General features: G+C 72.1%; 22 protein-coding genes. 9 read left to right on the forward strand and 13 right to left on the reverse strand.

Annotation, left to right across the window (positions count from 1 at the left end):
• Positions 1-10: 10 nt before the first annotated feature.
• The 3 genes from D3A59_RS06330 to D3A59_RS06340 form a co-directional block, all read right to left on the reverse strand.
• Entirely contained in the window at positions 11-829 is an 819-nt protein-coding gene (locus D3A59_RS06330) for a GNAT family N-acetyltransferase (protein WP_119154056.1), read from the reverse strand.
• Between the two features lie 76 nt (positions 830-905).
• Positions 906-1,691: an alpha/beta fold hydrolase gene (locus tag D3A59_RS06335; RefSeq protein WP_119154057.1), complete on the reverse strand. Its 786-nt coding sequence runs from the start codon at positions 1,689-1,691 to the stop codon at positions 906-908.
• Entirely contained in the window at positions 1,688-2,713 is a 1,026-nt protein-coding gene (locus D3A59_RS06340) for a M14 family zinc carboxypeptidase (protein ID WP_119154058.1), read from the reverse strand. The genes D3A59_RS06335 and D3A59_RS06340 overlap by 4 nt, the downstream gene beginning before the upstream one ends.
• 216 nt (positions 2,714-2,929) lie before the next feature.
• Between D3A59_RS06340 and fliK the strand changes: the two genes are divergently transcribed.
• The gene (fliK, locus tag D3A59_RS06345; protein ID WP_157991416.1) at positions 2,930-3,937 is read left to right on the forward strand and encodes a flagellar hook-length control protein FliK; all 1,008 of its coding nucleotides are present in this window, start codon (positions 2,930-2,932) and stop codon (positions 3,935-3,937) included.
• Positions 3,934-4,227 (forward strand): EscU/YscU/HrcU family type III secretion system export apparatus switch protein, encoded by a 294-nt coding sequence (locus tag D3A59_RS06350; RefSeq protein WP_119154060.1) that lies wholly within the window; start codon positions 3,934-3,936, stop codon positions 4,225-4,227. The genes fliK and D3A59_RS06350 overlap by 4 nt, the downstream gene beginning before the upstream one ends.
• Positions 4,228-4,276: 49 nt before the next feature.
• Here the strand turns inward: D3A59_RS06350 and D3A59_RS06355 are convergent, their stop codons facing one another.
• The 6 genes from D3A59_RS06355 to D3A59_RS06380 form a co-directional block, all read right to left on the reverse strand.
• Complete coding sequence (locus D3A59_RS06355) at positions 4,277-4,765, reverse strand: TRAP transporter small permease (protein WP_119154061.1); 489 nt, start codon at positions 4,763-4,765, stop codon at positions 4,277-4,279.
• Between the two features lie 202 nt (positions 4,766-4,967).
• Entirely contained in the window at positions 4,968-5,930 is a 963-nt protein-coding gene (locus D3A59_RS06360) for an MBL fold metallo-hydrolase (protein ID WP_119154062.1), read from the reverse strand.
• On the reverse strand, positions 5,927-6,127 hold the full coding sequence (locus D3A59_RS06365; protein WP_119154063.1) for a DUF2783 domain-containing protein: 201 nt from the start codon (positions 6,125-6,127) through the stop codon (positions 5,927-5,929). The genes D3A59_RS06360 and D3A59_RS06365 overlap by 4 nt, the downstream gene beginning before the upstream one ends.
• Positions 6,124-7,833 (reverse strand): FAD-dependent monooxygenase, encoded by a 1,710-nt coding sequence (locus D3A59_RS06370; protein ID WP_119154064.1) that lies wholly within the window; start codon positions 7,831-7,833, stop codon positions 6,124-6,126. The genes D3A59_RS06365 and D3A59_RS06370 overlap by 4 nt, the downstream gene beginning before the upstream one ends.
• A complete protein-coding gene (locus D3A59_RS06375) occupies positions 7,815-8,936 on the reverse strand; it encodes an alpha/beta hydrolase (RefSeq protein WP_119154065.1) in 1,122 nt (373 codons plus the stop codon). Before D3A59_RS06375 ends, D3A59_RS06370 begins: the two co-directional genes overlap by 19 nt.
• On the reverse strand, positions 8,933-9,469 hold the full coding sequence (locus tag D3A59_RS06380; protein ID WP_119154066.1) for a VOC family protein: 537 nt from the start codon (positions 9,467-9,469) through the stop codon (positions 8,933-8,935). The genes D3A59_RS06375 and D3A59_RS06380 overlap by 4 nt, the downstream gene beginning before the upstream one ends.
• 96 nt (positions 9,470-9,565) lie before the next feature.
• On the opposite strand from D3A59_RS06380, the gene D3A59_RS06385 reads away from it, so the two are divergent.
• Complete coding sequence (locus tag D3A59_RS06385; protein ID WP_119154067.1) at positions 9,566-10,486, forward strand: LysR family transcriptional regulator; 921 nt, start codon at positions 9,566-9,568, stop codon at positions 10,484-10,486.
• Positions 10,487-10,708: 222 nt separating this feature from the next.
• On the opposite strand, the gene D3A59_RS06390 is transcribed toward D3A59_RS06385, so the two are convergent.
• Together D3A59_RS06390 and lhpI are read right to left on the reverse strand one after the other, a co-directional pair.
• A complete protein-coding gene (locus tag D3A59_RS06390; protein WP_240635965.1) occupies positions 10,709-11,716 on the reverse strand; it encodes an endo alpha-1,4 polygalactosaminidase in 1,008 nt (335 codons plus the stop codon).
• A gap of 525 nt (positions 11,717-12,241) precedes the next feature.
• The gene (gene lhpI / locus D3A59_RS06395) at positions 12,242-13,192 is read right to left on the reverse strand and encodes a bifunctional Delta(1)-pyrroline-2-carboxylate/Delta(1)-piperideine-2-carboxylate reductase (protein WP_119154068.1); all 951 of its coding nucleotides are present in this window, start codon (positions 13,190-13,192) and stop codon (positions 12,242-12,244) included.
• Positions 13,193-13,436: 244 nt separating this feature from the next.
• On the opposite strand from lhpI, the gene D3A59_RS06400 reads away from it, so the two are divergent.
• The 3 genes from D3A59_RS06400 to D3A59_RS06415 all read left to right on the forward strand — a co-directional run bounded on the left by D3A59_RS06400 (position 13,437) and on the right by D3A59_RS06415 (position 15,671).
• The gene (locus D3A59_RS06400) at positions 13,437-14,210 is read left to right on the forward strand and encodes a ferredoxin--NADP reductase (protein ID WP_119154069.1); all 774 of its coding nucleotides are present in this window, start codon (positions 13,437-13,439) and stop codon (positions 14,208-14,210) included.
• Positions 14,211-14,274: 64 nt separating this feature from the next.
• Positions 14,275-14,469: an oxidoreductase-like domain-containing protein gene (locus D3A59_RS06405; protein ID WP_119154070.1), complete on the forward strand. Its 195-nt coding sequence runs from the start codon at positions 14,275-14,277 to the stop codon at positions 14,467-14,469.
• A gap of 1,016 nt (positions 14,470-15,485) precedes the next feature.
• Positions 15,486-15,671: a CsbD family protein gene (locus tag D3A59_RS06415; RefSeq protein ID WP_119154072.1), complete on the forward strand. Its 186-nt coding sequence runs from the start codon at positions 15,486-15,488 to the stop codon at positions 15,669-15,671.
• 49 nt (positions 15,672-15,720) lie between these two features.
• On the opposite strand, the gene D3A59_RS06420 is transcribed toward D3A59_RS06415, so the two are convergent.
• Together D3A59_RS06420 and D3A59_RS06425 are read right to left on the reverse strand one after the other, a co-directional pair.
• Positions 15,721-16,044 (reverse strand): hypothetical protein, encoded by a 324-nt coding sequence (locus D3A59_RS06420; protein WP_119154073.1) that lies wholly within the window; start codon positions 16,042-16,044, stop codon positions 15,721-15,723.
• Between the two features lie 178 nt (positions 16,045-16,222).
• Positions 16,223-16,564 carry a hypothetical protein gene (locus D3A59_RS06425; protein ID WP_157991417.1) on the reverse strand — a complete coding sequence of 114 codons (342 nt, stop codon included), beginning with the start codon at positions 16,562-16,564 and terminating at the stop codon, positions 16,223-16,225.
• A gap of 281 nt (positions 16,565-16,845) precedes the next feature.
• Between D3A59_RS06425 and D3A59_RS06430 the strand changes: the two genes are divergently transcribed.
• From D3A59_RS06430 to D3A59_RS06440, 3 genes are all read left to right on the forward strand, one after another.
• Complete coding sequence (locus D3A59_RS06430) at positions 16,846-17,787, forward strand: LysR family transcriptional regulator (protein ID WP_119154075.1); 942 nt, start codon at positions 16,846-16,848, stop codon at positions 17,785-17,787.
• Positions 17,788-17,961: 174 nt separating this feature from the next.
• On the forward strand, positions 17,962-18,447 hold the full coding sequence (locus D3A59_RS06435) for a YidB family protein (protein ID WP_240635966.1): 486 nt from the start codon (positions 17,962-17,964) through the stop codon (positions 18,445-18,447).
• Positions 18,448-18,573: 126 nt separating this feature from the next.
• Positions 18,574-19,764 (forward strand): MFS transporter, encoded by a 1,191-nt coding sequence (locus D3A59_RS06440; RefSeq protein ID WP_119154077.1) that lies wholly within the window; start codon positions 18,574-18,576, stop codon positions 19,762-19,764.
• Positions 19,765-19,774: the final 10 nt, after the last annotated feature.

Here is a 19,774-nt window from a genome sequence, read left to right on the forward strand (position 1 = left end):
CGGCGGCGCCTCAGGCGCCCACGAAGCGGCGGCGGTAGGCCGGCGGCAGGTCCTGCATGCGCAGCATCATCGGCAGGTCCGCGGTGTTGAAGTCCGGGTCCCAGGCGGGCGCGCCGAGCACGCGGCCGCCGCACTTGAGGTAGCCGCGGATCAGCGGCGGCGGCTCCGCCGGCAGGTCGCCGCGCAGGTCCTCGAGGGGCAGCGGCAGGCGCGGGCGCACGCCGTACTCGATCGGGGCGAGATGGGTGTGGCGCAGCCGGTTCCACAGGCTCGCCGCCCAGTGCCCGCCGTCGTGCAGCGGCATGCTGGCGCAGCCGATCACGTGCCGGAAGCCGTTGCGCTCGACGAACTCGGCCAGCATCGACCACAGCAGCATGATCGCGCCGCCGGTGCGCCAGCCGGGATCGATGCACGAGCGGCCCAGCTCGACCATGCCGGCGCGCAGCGAGCGCAGCCGCACCAGGTCGAACTCCAGGTCGGTGTAGAAGCCGCCCACCAGCCGCGCGGCGCTCGGCGTGAGCACCCGGTAGGTGCCGACCACGCGCGCCGGCTCGTCCCCGGCGGGCAGCGTGCGCACCAGCAGGTGCTCGCAGTAGCGGTCGAACAGGTCCGCGTCGTGCCCCGGCGGCGTGCCGGCCGGCGGGCGCAGCCGCGCGCCCATCTCCTCGGCGAAGACGCGGAAGCGCAACTGCTGCGCCAGCGCCACCTCGTCCTCGTGCCGGGCCCAGACGGCCTCGAGCCGGGGCGGCGCGACGGGGCGCGTGTCGAGGAAGCGGGCTGCCGCGGGGCCGCCGGCACGGAGGGAAGGGGCGAGGTGGGGCTGTTCCATGCGCCCATGCTCGTGCGCGTCCGTGATGGCGCGGTGAAACAACGATGACGGATCGGTGACCGCGCCGGCCTCGGCCTCATCCGGCCCGCAGGCCGCCCGGGCTGATCGCGTCGTCCGTCCCGAGCTCCGCCCACCAGCCCGCGATGCGCTCCGCGACCCAGGGGCCGTCGTCGAGCGGCAGGTCGTGCCCGGCGGCGGGATGCTGGCAAAGCGCCAGGCCCCAGCGGGCGGCGAGCGTCTCGGAGCAGCGCGGGTCGACCAGCCTGTCCCCGAGCGAGCCGAGGACCAGCATCGGCACGGCGGGCGGCGCGGGCGGCGCGCGGAAGCGGGCCGCCGCGACGAGCTGGCGCAGCGCATTCAGGCGCGAGACGGGCCGCTCGCGCCGCAGCGCCGCCCACTGCCCGACCACCGACGGATCGGCGAGGCGGCTGGTCAGCCCCAGGATCTCCGCCTCGCGCGCGTGCGGCTCGTGCCCGGCCAGCACCCTCAGCAGCGCGGGGTAGCTCGACGGGCGCAGGCGCTGGTGGAAGGGGTTGAAGGGCCGCAGGCTGGTGTTGATCAGCACGCAGCCGGCCAGCTCCCGCGGGTGGGCGGCGGCCCAGGACACCGCCACCATCGCGCCGAGCGACATCGCGACCAGCGCGCAGGGGCCGTCCTCGCGCAGCGCCCGCAGCCGCTCACGGCAGTGCGACACCATGTCCTCCACGCGCCAGGGGCTCGCCTGGCGGTGCAGCGTGCCGTTGCCCGGCAGGTCGAGGCAGACGATGCGCCGCGGCCGCAGCCGGCGCTCGAGCTGCTGCGGGAACGCCCCCCAGTGGCCCGCCTCGCGCGTCAGCCCGCGCAGCAGCACCCAGGTGCTCATGCCGCGCCGCCCCCGTACCAACGGGCCAGCGCGAGCCGGCGCTGCCGCTCCCGCTCGGCGCCGAGCGGCTGCCAGGCCTCGTGGCTGCAGGCCGCGCGCCCGACGAAGTCCAGCCAGCCGAGGTGGCGGCGCAGCACGCGCGCCTCGCGGTGCTCGACCAGCGGGTTGAACAGGCCCTCGGCGCTCAGCAGCTGGCGCGGGTTCTTCTTCACCCACAGCCAGGAGCCCATCTCCAGCGTGAGCGGCAGGTGCACGCGCCGCGGGTCGGCGCAGGCCTGCCGGTACAGGTGGTCCCAGAGGTCGCCGTGCGTCAGGTACTGGCGGCTCTGCGGCTCGAACAGGTAGCGGTGGTGCGGCTGGCTGCGGTCCTGGATCTCGCACAGCGCGTGCATCTCCGCCAGGTGCGGGATCGGCACGCGCGTGTGCGCATAGGGGAACCAGATCCGGTCGCGCAGCCCGAAGCCCGAATGGCAGTCCACCGCGACGCTGAAGCGGTGGCTCAGCAGCTCCTGCTCGACCACGCGGCACAGCGCCTGGCTCTCGGGCTGCATCGGGGCGCGGCGCGGGCCGCGGTACCAGGGCAGGCGGCGGCTCAGGCGCTGGCCGCCGACCAGGAAGGCGACACGCTCGCCGGAGTCCACCGGCGCGTTGCGCATCAGGTCCACGCCCTGCGGGTTGCAGCGCGTGCCGCGCCACAGGCCGCCGGGGTTGACCACCGGCATGAAGACCATGCGCATGCGCTCGAGCTGGCGCTGCAGCGTCGCGTCCCAGTGCAGCCGCGCCAGCACGCTGCGCAGGAAGCCGAGCACCACCGCCGCGCCGATGCGCTCGAGCCCGTGCACGCCGCCGAAGTAGCCTGCCGCCGGCGCATCGGGCGCGGGGTTGCCGAGCGTGATCGCGTACACCGGCAGCCGGCGCCCGTGCGCCTCGACCTCGCAGAGCACGCGCGCGCGCGGCGCGCCGTCGGCGCTGTCGACGAGGCGCTCGAGTTCGACGAGTTCGGCGGGGTCGCGACGGTGCATGCGGGGTCCTGCGGGCGGGGGGCGGGGTCGGGAATCCCGCAGCGAAGCAAGTCGCCGGCCCGTTGCCGCCGGCGGGGTGCGGCTGGGGAGACGATGGACGCTGCCCGGGCCTTCCCGCAGAATCGGCCGGGTTCGGCGGCAATTTCTGCCGTCCCCGCATCCCCGCGTCCCCGCGCGGCGCACCGGCCGGCACGGAGCGCCGGGCCCGAAAAGACCATGCCCCTTCTCCCCGGACTTCCCGGTCGCCCCCCGGGCACGCCCGCCGTCTCGCCGCAGGAGCGCGTGCTCGCGGCCGAGTCGCGCCTGCGTTTCGACCGCCTGCCGCTCGGCGCCGCGCTGCAGGGGGAGGTGGTGCGCCGGCTCGGCGACGGCAGCTCGCTCGTGCGCGTCGCCGACGTCGTGGTCCGCATGCGCCTGCCCGAGGGGGCTGGGGCCGGCGACACGCTGCCGATGAGGCTGCTTTCACGCGCACCCCAGCTCGCCTTCGGGATCGGCAGCGCGAGCATCGCGGCGCTCGTCGTGTCGGCGCAGCAGGCGCTCCTGGCCGGGACCCCGGCGCCGCTGCCGGCCGGCGCGCAGCTCAGCGAGGGCGCGAAGCTGGTGCAGGCGGCGCTGCGGCATGCCGGGACCTCGGCCGTTCCGATCGGCGCCGCGGCCGCGCTGGTCGATTCGCCGCAGGCGCCGCCCGGGGAGCTGGCGCAGGCGCTGCAGGGGCGGCTCGCGCGCAGCGGCCTGTTCTACGAGTCCCATGTCGCGCGCTGGGCGCAGGGCCGCTACCCGCTGCCCGAGCTGCGGCAGGAGCCGCAGGCGCAGTCGCCGCCGCTGACGCCCGCGAACGCCGAGGCGCAGCCGGCCGCGCTGGAGCGCATCGCGGCGCAGCTCGCCGTGCTCGAGCAGGGGCGGCTGGCCTGGCAGGGCGAGGCCTGGCCGGGGCAGCAGATGCACTGGTCGGTCGCGCGGGACGAGGAGGAGCGCGAGGCGGCGCGCGAGGGCGGGGCCGAGCCCGTCTGGCAGAGCCGTCTGCGGATCGCGCTGCCGCGGCTGGGCGAGATCGACGCGTCGCTGCAGCTCGCCGGCGGTCGGCTGCGGCTGCTCATCGACGCGGGGCAGGCCGATGCGGCCGAGCTGCTGCGCGGCAGCGCCGGCGAGCTGGCCGAGGCGCTGCGCGAGGCCGGCATCCCGCTCGATCACCTGGCGATCCGGCGGGCGGGGGACGGGCCATGAACCGGGCCGACAAGCCGCCGCGGGCGGTGGCGATCGCCTACGAGGCCGGCTCCAGGGCGCCGACGGTGGTGGCCGAGGGCCAGGGCGAGATCGCCGAGCGCATCATCGCGACCGCGAAGGCGCACGGCATCGCGATCCACGAGTCGCGGGAGCTGGTCGCGCTGCTGATGCAGGTGGATCTCGACGACCACATCCCGGAAGCGCTCTACCTCGCGGTCGCCGAGCTGCTGGCCCACCTGTACCGGCTCGAGCAGGGCCTGGACGAGCAGCGGCGGCCGCCGGCGCGTTGAGGCGCGGCCGGCCTGCGGCGGGCGCGGCGTACCCGGCAGGGCGCCGCCCTCACTCGGCGGTGTCGATCGTGCCGGGCTTGTCGTGGCGTGCCGCCTGGCACAGCGCGATCACCAGCGTGAGCGCCAGCCCGGGGGCCAGCACCGCGTAGGTGATCCACATCGGCAGGCCGAGGATCATCGTCGTCTCTGAGGCCTCGCGCACCGAGACCGCGCCGACCGCGGTGCGCCAGGCCAGCAGCGCCATCATCAGCGACAGCAGCGTGTAGCCGAGCATGTCGAGCTTGCGCTGCACGCCCTCGGACGCCCGGGCGGTGAAGAAGTCGACGATGATGTTGCCGCCGCGCAGCTGGCACCAGGGCAGGCACAGCGAGATGCACAGCGCGATGCCGAACTGCGTCAGCTCGATGTCGCCGGGGATGGGCGTCATGAACAGCGCGCGGCCGATCACGCTGGCCACCGTCATCAGCGCGACGAGGCCGGCGCAGAAGACGCCGAGCAGCGCGAACCAGCGCGCGAGCGTACGGAGCACGGAGAACATCTCATGACCTCCCGGGGCAGCCCGTGAAGGCGCCCCTTGTACGAAGCTTGTACGAACCCTGCACGAAGCGCAAGCCGCTGCCGCGCAGCGGACCTGCGGCGGCCTTGTCTGCCGCTGCCCCGCCAGGCAAGCAGATCGCGTGCCTCCTGCGGCCCCTGGCAGCCGCGCTCCCACCTCCGGCCTGCGGCAGGCTGTTCGTCGCTCAGCCGCGCAGCGTCTCCCACAGCTCGCGGTCGCGCTCGGCGGTCCAGACCACCGGGTGCTCGATGCCGCGCAGCTCGTCCCAGGCGCGCGAGACGTCGAAGGGCAGCACGTGCTGGAACACCGGCCAGTCGCCGAAGCGCGGCTTCATCGCGGCCTCGGCGCGCTCGTAGGCCTGGCGCAGGCTGCAGCCCTCGGCCTGCGCCGCGCGCACCGTCTCGACCAGGGTCGACAGGAAGGCCTTCGTCAGGTCCACCGCCTCGGCGGCCGCAGCCTCGTTCGTGAGCGCCGCGCCCCGGCCGGGCACCAGCACGCGCGGCTTCAGCGCCCTGACCGCGTCGAGCGTGCCGAGCCAGTCGCCCAGGTAGGCGTCGCCGGCGTAGACGCCGCAGCGGTTCTCGACCACGTCGCCCGAGAACAGCACGCCGCAGTCGGGCAGCCAGCAGACGGTGTCGCCCATCGAGTGGCCCCGGCCGAGGCACAGCAGCCGCAGCTCGCGCGTGCCGAGCCAGAAGCTCATCTCGCGCTCGAAGGTGACCTGCGGCACCGTCAGCCCCGGCACCTCCTCGACGCCCTGGAACAGGCGGGGGAAGCGCCCGACCTCGGAGTCGAAGTCGGCCTGGCCGCGCGTCCGGATCCAGTCGTGCGTGCCGCGGCTGGCGAAGACGGCCTGCACGTCCTTGAACGCGCTCGCGCCCATCACCCGCACCGCGTGGTAGTGCGTCAGGAAGATGAACCTGACCGGCTTGTCGGTGACGGTGGCGATGTCGGCGAGGAACTGGCGCGCCATGCGCGGCGTCGGGCGCGTGTCGATCGCGACCACGTACTCGTCGCCGACGACGAAGCCGCAGTTCGGGTCGAACTCGCTGATGTAGCCGTAGACGTTCGCCGCGAGCTCGACGATGCGGGGCTTCTGTTCCTTCACGTCGCTGGCGGAGGCGAACGAAACGGTGCTGCTGCTCATGGGGTGGGGTCCTGTGCGGCCGCGCGGGCCGCGTCGATGCATCGGAGAAGGGTGGCCTGATCGCCGAGCTGGTTGGCCAGCAGCAGCACCAGGCGCGCGTTCAGGTCGGCGCTGGCGGCCTCGTCGAGGCCCTCGTGGGCGCTGACCCAGGCGTGGTAGAAGCCGTCGGGGTCGGGGATGTTGGGGTGCGTCTTCATCGTTCGGCGTGTCCTGCGGAGGCGGGCATCGCGGTGCGCAGCGCGGTAACCGCCGCTTCGACCGTGGCGTCGGGGATCAGCGCGGCGCGGTAGGCGTCGGGGCGGATCAGGCAGAAGCTGCCGGGCCCGGCCTCGAGGTGGCGCGCGAGCGTGCCGGCGCGGTCGAGCAGCGTCGGCAGCGCGGGGTCGCCGTCGCAGGCGTACAGGCAGACCGGCAGGCCCTCGAGTTGCGCGCGCAGCCGCGCCACCGCGCCGGCCGGCGGCGAGAACCAGATGCCGACGAAGCGGGTGTCCTCGCGCAGCAGGTCCATCAGGCTGCGCCGCGTGCCGTTGGCGAAGGTGAGCGGCAGGTTCTGCACCGTGCGGCCGCCCTGCGGCAGGCAGGGGGCCGGCGGGTAGGCGTTGGCCACCGACATGCGGCCGGTGTTGACGAGCGGTCGCGCGAACTCGTGGCGGCGAGCAAGGTCCACCACCGCGCGGCGCAGCCGGTGCTCGGCCGGCGAGCGCGGCGCGAGGAAGCGCGCCGAGCGGCTCGTGACCTGCAGGTTCTCGACTGCGGCCGGCCGGCGCTCGGCGTGGTAGCTGTCGAGCAGTGCGTCGCCCGCGTGGCCCCTCAGCACCAGCGCGAGCTTCCAGCCGAGGTTGGCCGCGTCCTGGATGCCGGTGTTGCCGCCGCGCGCGCCGAAGGGGCTCACGACGTGGGCCGCGTCGCCGATGAAGAAGAGCCGGCCGTGGCGGAACTCGTCGAGCAGGTGGTCGCGGTACTGGTAGGGGCCGATCCAGACGAACTCGAAGTCCACGTCCTCGCCGAGCTGTGCGCGCAGCCGGCTGCCGGCGACCTCCGGGCGGCTGATCGTCTCCGGGTCGGCGTCCTCGGCCATCTGGTAGTCGATGCGCCAGACGCCGTCGCCCATCAGGTGCTGCCACACGCCGCGGCCCTCGTTGAAGGGCGCGTCCACCCAGGTCCAGCGCTCCACCGGCAGCGGCTTCGTGAAGCGCACGTCGGTGATGCACCAGCGGTCGGTGCTGCGCGAGGCGTGCGCGTCGAGCCCGAGCGCGGTGCGGATCGGGCTGTTCGCGCCGGTGGCGTCGATCAGGTAGTCCGCCTCCAGCACGTAGTCGCCCGCCGGCGTCTCGACCGACACGCGCACGTGCTCGCCTCGCGGCTCGACGCTCGTGACGCGGTTCTTCCAGCGCAGGTCCGCGGTGCCGATCTCGCGGATGCGGTCCACCAGGAACCACTCGACGTAGAACTGCTGCAGGTTGATGAAGGGCGGCTGCGCCGAGACGCTGTTCGCCTGCAGGTTGAAGCTGTAGACCTCGCTGTCGCCGGAGAAGGTGCGCCCGACCGACCAGGTGACGCCCTTGTCGCGCACGCGCTCGTAGATGCCCAGGCGCTCGAAGATCTCGAGGCTCTTCTGCGCGTAGCAGATGCCGCGCGAGGAGGCGCCGCGCACGCCCACCGTGTCGTCCTCGTCGAGCAGCACGGCCGGGATGCCGCGCTGCGCGAGGTCGCAGGCGAGCGTCAGCCCCGAGGGGCCGGCGCCGACGATCACCACCGGGTAGCGCCTCGGCCCGCCCCCGTCCAGGTCCGGCGGCGGCACGAAGTCCCAGCGGGGCAGCTCGTAGGGCGGTGCGAAGCGGTAGGTCGATGCCACGGCTCGGGTCTCCTGTTCTTCCTCGGCGCTCACAGCGCCCGCGCCCATTCGGCAATCCGGTCCGCTGCCTGCCCGACGAGGCGCGGCTGGCCGGCGAGGTAGTGGTTGCCGCCGGGAATGTCCACGTTGCGGATGCGCTCGCCGCCGGCCGCGAGCCATGCGTCGCGCGTGCTCGGGAAGGTGGACTGGTCGCCGGTGTAGGTCAGCAGCAGTGCCGGCACGCTCGTGCGCGCCAGGTTGCTCGGCCCGTCGGCCTGCGAGGCAGAGGACCACTGCGACAGGAAGGCCGTCAGCGAGGTGGTGCGGCCCATCGAGTTGGCCGCGTAGTTCACCGCGCGTGCGTCGCCCCAGACGCTGCCCGGCGCACGGTCGTTCGCGTCGAGCGACAGGTCCAGGCAGCGCGGGTCGGCGTGCGTACGGTAGACCGTGAAGGCCTGGTCGCGCGGCGCGCCGGGCGTGGCGCGTAGCTGGCGCAGCCGGCCCCACACCCAGGCCTCGATGCGATCGCGGCGCGCGCGCTGCGCGGCCTGGAAGCGGGCGAGGAAGTCGGCGGAGTAGGGCGGGCCGTTGTCCGGGTGGTACATGTCCAGCGCCGGGTCGGCCGACAGCGCGTCGTGCTCGTCGATCACCGACGGGTCCACCCATTGCAGGAACAGCTTCGAGCGGCCCTCGTGCGCGGCGCACAAGGCCAGGCCGTCCACCGGCGGCAGGTCCTCGGGCACGAGGTGGGTCGGGTCGCCGTCGACCAGGTGCGTCGCGGTGAGGCGCTCGGCCTGCGCCTGGTAGAAGCTGGAGAGCGCGGCGCCGCCCGAGTTGCCGATCAGCACCACGCGCTCGTAGCCCTGCGCGCGCAGGAACTTCACGCCCGCGCCCAGGTCCTGGATCACGCGCTCCATCAGCAGCACCGTGTCGTTGCCGACGTAGCGCGAGTTGAGCCCCATGCAGGCGACGCCGCGCGCGGCCAGCGGCTGGATCAGGTAGTGACCCATGAAGTTGCTGGTCGGGTGCATCACGATCGCCGCCACCCGCTTCGGGCCGGCCGGCTCGGCCCAGGCGCCGTAGATGCGCGGGCGCAGCATCTGCAGGCCGGACTGGCTCTCCATCGCCGCGCCGGGCTTCACGTCGATGACGGCGAGCTTCAGTTCGCTCATCGCGCCGCCTCCGCCGCCTGCTGCAGGCGTGCGCGCTTCTCGCGCGTCCAGTCCTGCACGTCCTGGTGCGCCTTCGCCGCGAGGCGCTGCATCTCGGACTCGGGCACCGTCGGCGTGGTCAGTTCCAGCCGGATGCCGTTCGGGTCGAAGAAGTAGATCGACTCGATGATGTGGTGGTCGGTGATGCCGAGCACCTCGACGCCGGCGGCCTCGAGCCGCGACTTCGCTGCCAGCAGCGCCTCGGTCGAGTCGACGCGCAGCGCGAGGTGGTTGACCCAGGCCGGCGTGTTGGGCGAGGGCTCGGCCTTGACGTCGTCGCCCAGGTCGAAGAAGGCGATGAAGGAGCCGTCGGCCATCCGGAAGAAGATGTGCACGTAGGGGCAGTGCTCGCCGGTGCTCGGCACGCGGTCGGCGCGGATCACGTGCACCAGCGGCAGCCCGAGCAGGTCCTCGTAGAAGTGGCGGGTTTCCTCGCAGTCGCGGCAGCGCCACGCGAAGTGGTGCAGGCCACGGATGGGCACGGCTGGTGTCATGTCTGGCAATCGCTTGGGGTGGTGCTGTGCCCCATTAGAGCGATGCCGGATCTATGATTCAATCGAAATATATTCATCCATCCATGAGGTGACCTCATGAATCCGAGCCTGCGCCAGTTGCGTGCCTTCGTCGCGGTGGCCGAGGCGGGCAGCTTCACCGAGGCGGCGCGCCGCCTGCACCTGACCCAGTCGGCGCTGAGCGTGCTGGTGCGCGAGCTCGAGCGCGAGCTCGGCGTGCGGCTGCTCGACCGCCACACCCGGCAGGTGCGGCTGTCGGACGCGGGGCGCGAGTTCGAGCCGCAGGTGCGGCGGCTGCTCAGGGAGCTCGAGGCCGCGGTGGAGGGCGTCGCGCAGCTGCGCGACAAGAAGCGCGGCTCGGTGCGTATCGCCGCCCCGCAGCTGATGGCCTGCACGCTGATGCCGCGCGTGATCGCCGCCTATGCGCGACGCTTTCCGGAGATCCGGGTGCGGCTCGCCGACACCGCGCCGGAGCAGATGCTCGCGCGGCTGCAGGACGGCGAGGCCGACCTCGCGGTGGGGCCGGACCTGGTGACCGAGGGCGAGGTGAGGCGCGAGCCGCTGGTGCGCGACCGGCACTGGCTGATCTGTCCGCCCGGGCATGCGCTGGCGCGCGGGGAGAGCGTGTGCTGGCGCGAGCTGGCGCCGCACCCGCTGATCGCGCCGACGCGCGACTTCATGCGCCGCGTGATGCCGGAACTCGCCGCGCACGAGCCCGGCCTCGAGGTGCAGCCGGTGCACGAGGCCTCCTACATGAGCACTGCGCTCGGCATGGTGCAGGCCGGGCTCGGCGTGACGGTCTGCCCGACCTACGCGGCGCCGCTCGTGCGCGCCTTCGGCCTCGAGATGCGTGCGCTGGTCGAGCCGGTCTTCTATCGGGAGGTTTGTCTCTACATGCCGGCGGGCCGCTCGCTGTCGCCGGCGGCGGACAGCTTCGCGGAATTCCTGTCGGAGCACGTGAAGGGCGAGGAGGCGGGGCGGGATGCCGCGTGCTCGTGACGAGCTTTTCCCCACCGAGGCTGCGCAGAGGGTCGAACGGCCTGATGTCGCCAACCCTAGCCCGGGAACCCGGCTGAAGGGAGGCGGTCATGACCGCTCGTGACGACAGGAAGTGCCGGCAGGCACGGCGACAGCGGTGGCATCCCCTGTCGCCGTGCCCGGCATCCACGCTTCGTGGCGCGGTTCTTCAGCCTCGTTCAAGCGTGGTGCTGAAGCGACGCTTCAATCGCAGCTGTACCGGAAAGCTCCATTCAGATCCAGCGGCAATATCAGGGACCTGATGCCGATAGACCGGCTGATAGCACACAGTTGAGCTCGCCGGGTGGCATCCGTCACATATATGCTGGAGTATTCTGCATTGAATACCGGCTTTCCTTTGGATATGAAAACGCTGTAGCTATTGCACTCGTTGTACTGGTGGCATTGCTCGTTGACCGCGAAGTCGAAATGCGGCTCGAGTTGATTGACCAGTTCCACCGCATTCTTCAGCGCCACCTTCAGTCCTCTCGCCCGTGCTTCTGCGGCGATGAATTGTGCGTAGTTGATCTGCGTGTTGCTCGTCAAGGGGAAGCCGGGATTGTTGACGTAGGCGTCCATGTTGTCCGGTTCCACGCCGTCACAGCCCTTGCTCACAGCCAGGTCCAGTCGAGCTTTCATGATTTCTCGAACATTGGTGGAGCGGGTATCCAGCCAACGCTCTCCCGCCCAGCCGGACAGTGCGTTTCCTTGATCGAGGGAGGTGAAACGAGGATAGTCCGGCCGCCAGTTTTCGGAGCTTCCGGCCGAGAAGTAGCAGACAACGGCAATACCCCTGCTTTTCAATCCGTCGATCGTGGACTTGGGCGTGTCAAACAGATCGATGTCGTACATGCGAACGTTGTACGACGTGTTGATGGGGCCGCTGAGTTGCCATTGCCATGTATCGCTGACCTGCGGCTGCCATTTCGTGGGGGCCGGAGCAGGGGCCGGAGCGGGAGCAGGAGCGGGAGCAGGAGCAGGAGCAGGAGCGGGAGCGGGAGCAGGAGCAGGAGCAGGAGCAGGAGCAGGAGCAGGAGCAGGAGCAGGAGCAGGAGCCGGTTTTGGCTTCTTTCTCATCGGCGCTTCATTTGCCTCCTGCGCGGACATGTTCGCCATATCCGGACCTGTCGAGGCCTCCTCGCCACCACCACCGCAACCGCTCAGAAGTAGCAGAAAAAACGCATACAGCAAGGGTGTCTTTTGATTCTTCATTTGAATATTGAAAATCGATTTGTCGGGATTCTCCGGTCTGCATCCCGCGACCTTCAGTGCGAATTCCCGTGGCGGATCGCCGGCAAGGCGTCCGGACGACTGCAAGGAAAACCGGCTTCCGAGGGGCTGGCTTGCGACGAGAATGAATTCTGTGGGTTTTACTCCTCCAGCCGTAAGAACATGAAACCAGACGGAAAGATTTCTCTGTGAAGGCGGTTAACGGTTGGTTTCAAGCCGGCGATTTTTTGGCTGCAAATCGAGAATTAATGCCGAGGACGCGCCTGCTTGGTGTGCGGTGCGGCAGGAAAATGTGTGGAATATTTCCGCGGTATTAATTCACGCGGTGCGGCAGAGGGAACGCGGCTCGGTGGGCCTCGGACTGCGGCTCACGACAGCCCCGGAACCTTTTCAGACAGGGGTGGTCGGGACTGCTCGTGAAGCGAGCATCGATCGGCCGGACGTGGTGGCGGGAGCTTGAGCCGCCGATTGCGGGGCCCGGGCACGCGCCCGGCGTTGGCGCGGCGCCTAGGTTGCGGCGGGATCGGTCGGATCCCCCGCCACCAGCATCGCCGCGGCCAGGTCCTCCAGCGCGTTGCCGACCGACTTGAAGACGGTGCGCTCGGCGGCGTCGCGCCGGCCCGGCGCCTGCCCGCGGCACAGCGCGGCGAGCGTGCCCTGCACGTCGCCGGCAGCGAACACGCCGCGCGCCATCGGCCCGAGCAGCTCGCCGCTCTTGACCAGCGCCTCCCCGGTGTCGACGTAGAGCCGCGCGCCGCGGAAGCAGTCGTCGTCGGCCTCGCGCATCGCGGGCGTGAAGCTGCCGATCAGGTCCAGGTGGCTGCCCGGGCGCAGCCAGCGGCCGAGCACCAGCGGCTCGCTCGCGAGCGTGGCGCAGCTGACGACGTCGGCAGTAGCCGCTGCGTCGCCGAGCCGCGTGGCAGCCTGCGCGTCGAAGCCCTGGCCGCGCAAGTCGTCGGCCAGCGCCTGCGCCGCCGCCGCGCTGCGGGCCCACACCGACACGCGCCGGATCGGTCGCACCACGCGGTAGGCCGCCGGCAGCAGCCGGGCCACGCGCCCGGCGCCGACGACGAGCAGGTGGGCGGCGTCCTCCCGCGCGAGCCACGAGGCCGCGAGCGCGGAGGCCGCCGCGGTGCGGCGCGAGGTGATCTCGTCGCCGTCGAGCAGCGCGGTCGGCGCGCCGGTGCGGGCGTCGTGCAGCACGACGGTGGAGTGCAGCCCGGGCAGTCCCAGCGCCGCGTTGCCGGGGGCGATGTTCACGATCTTGACGGCGTAGGCCCGGCCCGGCAGCCAGGCGGGCATCAGCAGCGAGGTCACCGCGCCGCCGCCCGGCACCGGGATCTCGTGCACGTGCCGCGCCGGCACCTCGCACCCCTGGGCGAACAGCTCGCGCAGCGCGGGGATCAGCCGCTCGAAGGGCAGCGCCTCGCGGGTCTGGGCGGCATCGAAGATGCGCATGTCCGTGTCCTTGCGGGTTCGCAGGCGAGCAGGATACCCCGCCGCGCCTCGCGCTCGCGGCGCCCTCGGGACGGTGGCCGCGCCCTCGTTGGCGGCCTCGCCGGCACTACGGGACAGGCCCTATTGCGCCTCCCCAAGGGAGGGGTCGCGCAGAAAGAGGGACAATAGCGGGTTCTGCGGCGCGGCACGCCTTCCGGCGGGCCGGCGGCCCACCGATTTCCCACTGCTTTCGACAAACGAGCTTATGAGCGCCTTCAACGAGGAGCGCGTCCTGAGTGTTCATCACTGGACGGACCGCCTGTTCACCTTCACGACCACCCGGGACCAGTCGCTGCGCTTCAGCAACGGTCACTTCACGATGATCGGTTTGCGGGTGGACGGCAAGCCGCTGCTGCGCGCCTACAGCATCGTCAGCGCCAACTACGAGGAGCACCTCGAGTTCTTGAGCATCAAGGTGCCCGACGGCCCGCTGACCTCGCGCCTGCAGCACATCAAGGTGGGCGACACCATCATCGTCGGCCGCAAGCCCACCGGCACGCTGCTGATCGACTACCTGCTGCCCGGCAAGCGCCTGTACCTGCTGTCCACCGGCACCGGCCTCGCGCCCTTCATGAGCATCATCCGCGACCCGGAGACCTACGAGAAGTTCGAGCAGGTCGTGCTGGTGCACGGCGTGCGCCAGGCCGACGAGCTGGCCTACCACGACCTGGTGGTCGAGCACCTGCCGCAGCACGAGTTCCTCGGCGAGTTCGTCAAGGGCAAGCTGCTGTACTACCCGACCGTGACGCGCGAGCCCTACCGCAACATGGGGCGCGTGACCGAGCTGATCGAGAACGGCAAGCTGTTCGAGGACCTGAAGGTCCCGGTGATCGACCCGGCCAACGACCGCGTGATGATCTGCGGCAGCCCCGCGATGCTGCGCGACCTCAAGCACATGCTCGAGCACCGCGGCTTCAAGGAAGGCAACACCACGCGCCCGGGCGACTTCGTCATCGAGCGCGCCTTCGCCGAGCAGTGAGGAGCCACGGCGGCGGGGCGGCCCTGCGTCCCGCCGCCGCGAGCCGCTCGCGCGGAGCCCTGACATGAGCATGAGCCCTCCCGACAGCGACGACGATCCGCCGCCGCTCGAGCCGGTGCCGCCCGGCGACAACGAGTGCTGCGGCAGCGGCTGCGACCCCTGCGTCTTCGACCTCTACAACGAGGCGCGGCGGCGCTATCTCGCCGACTTGCAGGCCTGGCAGCAGCGCCAGGACGCGAAGGCGAACAAGCCCGGCTAGCCCTGCAAGCCGCAAGGGCGCGGCACCGCCGCTGCCCGGCTCCGGCGAATCCCTCCGATTGCCCCGGGGGCCGAAAGGCTCGCCGGGACGTTTCGCGCGCCGGTTCTGCGTGACCCACCTCGTGCCGGCTCATCGCCTCGCCACCACCCGCGACAACTTGCGAAGGTGGGCTGCCCGATGGGCTGCGAGCCGCACGAGACCCCGGGCTTGCCGGGGGAGGGCGCAGCGGGCGTCCCCCGCGATTCGCATTGCACCTCCGGGCACTTCCTGCCATCGGCCCGCAGGCCGAGCGGTCTCGGGAGCCCCGTCATCCCCGGCAGGTTGGAGGACCGCACCCGCACAGGCCCCTCCTGCGCCGCGCGCCGGGCAGGAGATCGACCGCCGCATTGCCGAACTTCAGCGCGAGGTGATCGCCCCGCGTGCGCCGGAGCGTGATGCAGTCCACGAAGATCCCCCGGGCGTCGCTCCGCTCACCTGAATGAAGGGGTGGGAGTGCCCCGGCCCGTCCCTAGGATCCGGCCATCGGCGCTTGAACAGGGAGGGGCAGCCATGGCGGTGCTACAGGAGTCTTGGAGGGCTGCGGAGGAACTGCAGGCCTCGGCCTTGGCCAGGAATTGCGTGATGGAGGCCCTGCGGGAGACCTCCCCTTCCGCGCGCTGGAGCGAAGTGGAATCGGCGGCTTGGCTGCTGGCGGCCCGCATCGGGCTGTCGACTTCCTGCTCGTCCATGGGGCACGTCGCGCTCGATCGGGAGATCGAGAAACTGCTGCGGGAATGGGCCCCCCGGCCCGGTAGAGCCCGGTCGCCGCAAGGCCTGGGCGGGCAAGGGTCAGGGCCGCGAACGGCGGTCTGACGTTCGGCGCCCTCGGCATGCCGAGGGCGGCGCGGCCCGGCATCGAGGAGGTCCGCTTCACAGGTTTTTCCAGGCGCGGGCATGCGGATTGCAGCGGTTCTGTCGGGAGTTGCGGCCCGACAGGCCGCAGCATCCGTCTCACCCATTTCTGCCAGGAGTTCACCATGAACAAGGACCAGATGAAGGGGCGCCTCGATCAGGCCAAGGGCAAGGCCAAGGAGGTGACCGGCAAGGCGACCGGTGACCGCGAGATGCGCGGGGAAGGCAAGGCCGACCAGATGAGCGGGAAGATGCAGGGCAAGGTCGGCGACGCCAAGGAAAGCGTCAAGCGCAAGATCGACAAGCTCTGAGTGCGGCCGGGACCGCCGGCAAGGAAGTCCCGGAGAGAAATCCGGGGCCCTATCTGCTCCCCAGGGTTTCGAGGAGCCGCCGCACGTAGGCGCGGGCGGCCGGGAGGTCGCATTTCAGCAGATGGCCTTCCCGATCGACCTGTCCCGGGATGAATCCGCCACGGATGAGCGCCTCGTAGAGATCGATCTCCAGCCCGCAGCGGCGAAGCTGCGAGAGTGCCCCGTCGCTGTCTCCGTCCGGCACCTGCTCCAGCAGGTCGAGCAGGCAGTTGCGAATGCTGGATTCCCGCGCCCCGATCGCGACGCGGTGGTCGAGAGCCGCGCCCGGCTCCTGGTCCGAGGGCTGACGGGAGGCACGCACGCGATCGATCATCGACTCCATCTCCAGGCAGGCAAAGGCAGGAGAACGGCCGCGCTGCCGCAAGCTTGACCCCGAGAGCTTTGCAGGCGTGCAAGCAAGGTAAGCGAGTGCGGCTGCCGGCGCTGCGGCCGGGTCGGTCCTGCCTCGCGCGGATCTCCCGGAGGCGGGAACCGGCCGAAGGCCCGCAGGCTCAGCGCGATTCGAGCTTCCGCAACTGCGCGAGCGCGCAATGAACCGCCTCGGGTCCCGCCTTGTCGACGATCTCCTCGCAGACACGCCGGGCATGCGGGGTGGATCCCGCCGCCGAGAGCGAGTCGATCAGGTCCGCCGCCTTGGCAAAGGTCAAGCCCCGGGCGAGGGCCGCGTTCAGCAGGTCGTAGAAGCCGCTGCGCGCCTGCATGACATGGCGCGGGGCGGCATGCGGGGGTGGGCAGTAAGCCAGCAGGCCGAGCGCCAGCAGCACGGACGCGGGCCGCAACACCAGTTCGCGTCTGTGCTTGCCAATGGCCCCTGTGAGATCTTCTGCGGTCATCGGAGGTGGCTTCCAGGGTGAGGGCGGACGGGCAATGCCTTCTGCGACTCGTCCGCCGCGATGCAGGAGGCGGGCCTTGCCGCCCGGCCCCCTGAAGGGGGTCCGAGCAAGAACGGTTCCCTCGCCCCTTCGTGCCGCCCCGGGAAGCGAGCGGCGCTCCCGCCGCCAGCCGGGGAGGAGGATCGCGTTACGACGATTCGGAGACAGCAGGCGGGGGCCGCGGCGGCGTGCCGCACAATGCCCGCGCCGGCCGCCGCGGCGCGGCCGCTCTCCCGTCCCCCATGCTGCTGAACCTGCGAGAACTCCGGGCCTTCAAGGCCATCGTCGAACACGGCTCGCTCGGCCGCGCCGCCGAGGCGCTGAAGCTGACGCAGCCGGCGCTGACGCGCATCCTCAAGCGGCTCGAGGAGCAGCTCGACGTGCCGCTGTTCGAGCGCCATGCCGGTGGCATGACGCTCACCGAGTACGGCAGCGCGCTCGAGCCCTACGCCAGCCTGCTGCTGGCCGAGTCGGAGAACGCGGTGCGCGAGCTCAACGCGATGCGCGGGCTCGAGAAGGGCGTCGTGCGGGTCGGCGCGGTGTCGAGCGCGGTCGAGAGCTTCCTGCCGCGCGCCATCGAGCGGCTGCTCGCGCAGTGGCCGGGGCTGCAGGTGCGCATCGTCGAGGGCCTGTCGGACGAGCTCGCGCTGTGGCTCGCCAAGGGTGAGATCGACCTGGCGATCTGCTTCTCGATGCCGGAGACCGCGGAGCTGGCGCTCGTCTCCGAGAGCGAGTGGCAGGAGGGCTGCCACGTCGTCGCGGCGGTCGATCATCCGCTGCGAGGGCGCGGGCCGCTGCGGCTCGCCGACCTGGAGGGCCAGCGCTGGGCGCTGCCGCCGCGCCGCATGGGACCCCGCGAGGAATGGCACCAGCTCTTCCTGGCGCAGGGGCTCGTTCCGCCCCCGGTGGCCGCCGAGGCGCGCTCGATCAACGCGCTGCGTGCGCTGGTCGCGGGCGGCGGCTTCCTCGGCTGGATGCCCCGGCTGCTGCTCGGCGAGCAGCAGGGCCTGCGCGGCACGATCGACGTGCTGCCAGTCGAGGGCGCCTGCACGGTGCGGCACTTCGCCGTCTACCGCCGCCGCCACGGCACGCTGTCGGCAGCGACGGCGCAGATGCGCGACGAACTGCGGCGGCAGGTTCAGGCGCTCGGGCCGGCGATGCGCCCCGGGGGCATCGAGACCTGAAGGGCGGCGCGTGCAGGCGGTCCGGCGCCGGGTACGGCGATTGCACGATTGCCGACCAACCATCTTGAGAGGACCGTAGCCATGGGCTTGCTCGATCAGATTCTGGGGGGACTCGCCGGCGGCGCCGCCGGAGGCGGTGTACCGGGCGGTGGTTTCCCGGGCGGCGGTGCGCCGATGGGACAGGCACCCGCGGGCGGTGGCACGAGCCACGTGCTGATGGCCTTGCTGCCCGTCGTGCTGAGCATGCTGGCGAACCGGCAGCACGGCGGCGCCGGCGGCGGCATGGCCCCCGGCTGGGGCGGCGGCACGGGCGCAGGCCTGGGCGGCTTGGGCGGGAGCATGGGGGGACTGGGCGGCCTCGGGGGCCTCGGCGGCCTGCTCGAGCAGTTCTCCCGCAGCGGCTACGGCCAGCATGCGAACTCCTGGGTCGGCACCGGCGCGAACCAGCCCCTGCCCCCGCAGGCCCTGTCCGAGGTGTTCGGGCCCGGGCAGATCTCGGAGATCGCCACCCGGGCCGGCGTCAGCGAGGACGAGGCGCGGATGGGACTGTCGCAGCTGCTTCCCGAGGTGGTCGACCAGCTCACGCCCGAGGGCCGGCTGCCCGAGCAGGACCAGCTGCTCTCCCGCATCGGCGACTACGAGCGGCGCCTGCCGCGCTGAGCGGGCGGCACGACGCGCGGGGCGGGGCTGCGCCCGGGAGCGGCCCCGATAGACCTGCGTCGGCCGGGCACATTGCCGCCGCCCTAGACTGCGGCGGCTTCTGCCACGACGCCTCGCCCTCCCCACATGCCTTCCTCCTTCGCCCGGCCGGTCCGGGCCGTGCGCCTGCAGTTCTTCATCAGCGGCTTCCTGTTCGCGACCTGGGGCGTGCACGTGCCGACCGTACGGCGCCACTACGGGCTCGACGAGCAGGCGCTGGCGCTGACGATGCTCGCCGCCGGCGTCGGCGCGCTGTGCGGCCTCGCCTTCGCCGGCCGCTGGGTCGGCCGCTTCGGGCCGCAGCGCGTCGCCTTGCTCACGGGCACGGTGGCGGCGCTGGCCCTCGCGGCGCTGCTGGCCAGCGCCTCATGGCCGGTGCTGCTGCTGACGATGGGAGTCTTCGGCCTGGCCGGCAGCGTGTTCGACGTGGCGATGAACGCGGGCGGCTCGGCGCTCGAGCACGCCAGCGGCCGCAGCCTGATGAGCCGCTTCCACGCGTTGTTCAGCTTCGGGGGCATGGCCGGCGCCGCCTTCGGCAGCGCCTGGCTCGGGCTCGACGCCCCGCCAACCGCGCATCTCGCCGCCGTCGCGCTCGCCGCATGCGCTGCCTTGTGGTGCCACGCCGCGCGGGTGTCGCTTCCGCTCCCGCCGGCGCAGGACGCGTCCGCCGCGGGCAGGGAGGCTCCCGGTGCGGCGCGCGGCGTGCTGTGGACGCTCGGCCTGCTGGCCGCGCTCGGGCTGGTGGCCGAAGGGGCGATGTACGACTGGTCCGTGCTCTATCTCGAGAGCGAGCTCGGCAGCGCACCGGCGCTGGCCGCGCTCGGCTACGCCAGCTTCTCGGTCGCGATGGGCTTGGCGCGCCTCGTCGGGGACTGGGCGCGCAGCCGCTGGCCGGCGCACCGGCTGATGACGGCCAGTGCGCTGCTCGCGGCCTGCGGCATGGCGGTCGCGCTGCTCGGCCGGCATCCGGTTCTCGCGCTGGCGTGCTTCGCGCTCGTCGGCCTCGGCCTCGCCAACGTGATCCCGGTGCTGTTCAGCGCCGCGTCGCGCCTGCCCGGCATCTCCGCGGCGCACGGCATCGCCGCGGTGTCCTCGGTCGGCTACGTCGGCTTCATGGCCGGGCCGCCGGTGATCGGCTTCATCGCGCAGCGGAGCTCGCTGACGGCAGGGCTCTTCACCGTGGTCGTCTTCTCGCTCCTGCTGGCGATGGCGGGGGGCAGGACGCTGCGCCCCCGGGCCGTCCCGGGCCGCTGCGCGGGCTGCCCCGCGCAAGGCTGAGCCGCGCATC

This window comes from Caldimonas tepidiphila (genome assembly GCF_003569765.1).
In the GTDB taxonomy this organism is placed as follows: domain Bacteria; phylum Pseudomonadota; class Gammaproteobacteria; order Burkholderiales; family Burkholderiaceae_C; genus Caldimonas; species Caldimonas tepidiphila.

What these genes read in the sequence shown, in the direction of transcription:
- D3A59_RS06330 (WP_119154056.1), bottom strand. Translation starts at nt 829, where the DNA reads ATGGAACAGCCCCACCTCGCCCCTTCCCTCCGTGCCGGCGGCCCCGCG.
- D3A59_RS06335 (WP_119154057.1), bottom strand. Translation starts at nt 1,691, where the DNA reads ATGAGCACCTGGGTGCTGCTGCGCGGGCTGACGCGCGAGGCGGGCCAC.
- D3A59_RS06340 (WP_119154058.1), bottom strand. Translation starts at nt 2,713, where the DNA reads ATGCACCGTCGCGACCCCGCCGAACTCGTCGAACTCGAGCGCCTCGTC.
- fliK (WP_157991416.1), top strand. Translation starts at nt 2,930, where the DNA reads ATGCCCCTTCTCCCCGGACTTCCCGGTCGCCCCCCGGGCACGCCCGCC.
- D3A59_RS06350 (WP_119154060.1), top strand. Translation starts at nt 3,934, where the DNA reads ATGAACCGGGCCGACAAGCCGCCGCGGGCGGTGGCGATCGCCTACGAG.
- D3A59_RS06355 (WP_119154061.1), bottom strand. Translation starts at nt 4,765, where the DNA reads ATGTTCTCCGTGCTCCGTACGCTCGCGCGCTGGTTCGCGCTGCTCGGC.
- D3A59_RS06360 (WP_119154062.1), bottom strand. Translation starts at nt 5,930, where the DNA reads ATGAGCAGCAGCACCGTTTCGTTCGCCTCCGCCAGCGACGTGAAGGAA.
- D3A59_RS06365 (WP_119154063.1), bottom strand. Translation starts at nt 6,127, where the DNA reads ATGAAGACGCACCCCAACATCCCCGACCCCGACGGCTTCTACCACGCC.
- D3A59_RS06370 (WP_119154064.1), bottom strand. Translation starts at nt 7,833, where the DNA reads ATGGGCGCGGGCGCTGTGAGCGCCGAGGAAGAACAGGAGACCCGAGCC.
- D3A59_RS06375 (WP_119154065.1), bottom strand. Translation starts at nt 8,936, where the DNA reads ATGAGCGAACTGAAGCTCGCCGTCATCGACGTGAAGCCCGGCGCGGCG.
- D3A59_RS06380 (WP_119154066.1), bottom strand. Translation starts at nt 9,469, where the DNA reads ATGACACCAGCCGTGCCCATCCGTGGCCTGCACCACTTCGCGTGGCGC.
- D3A59_RS06385 (WP_119154067.1), top strand. Translation starts at nt 9,566, where the DNA reads ATGAATCCGAGCCTGCGCCAGTTGCGTGCCTTCGTCGCGGTGGCCGAG.
- D3A59_RS06390 (WP_240635965.1), bottom strand. Translation starts at nt 11,716, where the DNA reads ATGAAGAATCAAAAGACACCCTTGCTGTATGCGTTTTTTCTGCTACTT.
- lhpI (WP_119154068.1), bottom strand. Translation starts at nt 13,192, where the DNA reads ATGCGCATCTTCGATGCCGCCCAGACCCGCGAGGCGCTGCCCTTCGAG.
- D3A59_RS06400 (WP_119154069.1), top strand. Translation starts at nt 13,437, where the DNA reads ATGAGCGCCTTCAACGAGGAGCGCGTCCTGAGTGTTCATCACTGGACG.
- D3A59_RS06405 (WP_119154070.1), top strand. Translation starts at nt 14,275, where the DNA reads ATGAGCATGAGCCCTCCCGACAGCGACGACGATCCGCCGCCGCTCGAG.
- D3A59_RS06415 (WP_119154072.1), top strand. Translation starts at nt 15,486, where the DNA reads ATGAACAAGGACCAGATGAAGGGGCGCCTCGATCAGGCCAAGGGCAAG.
- D3A59_RS06420 (WP_119154073.1), bottom strand. Translation starts at nt 16,044, where the DNA reads ATGATCGATCGCGTGCGTGCCTCCCGTCAGCCCTCGGACCAGGAGCCG.
- D3A59_RS06425 (WP_157991417.1), bottom strand. Translation starts at nt 16,564, where the DNA reads ATGACCGCAGAAGATCTCACAGGGGCCATTGGCAAGCACAGACGCGAA.
- D3A59_RS06430 (WP_119154075.1), top strand. Translation starts at nt 16,846, where the DNA reads ATGCTGCTGAACCTGCGAGAACTCCGGGCCTTCAAGGCCATCGTCGAA.
- D3A59_RS06435 (WP_240635966.1), top strand. Translation starts at nt 17,962, where the DNA reads ATGGGACAGGCACCCGCGGGCGGTGGCACGAGCCACGTGCTGATGGCC.
- D3A59_RS06440 (WP_119154077.1), top strand. Translation starts at nt 18,574, where the DNA reads ATGCCTTCCTCCTTCGCCCGGCCGGTCCGGGCCGTGCGCCTGCAGTTC.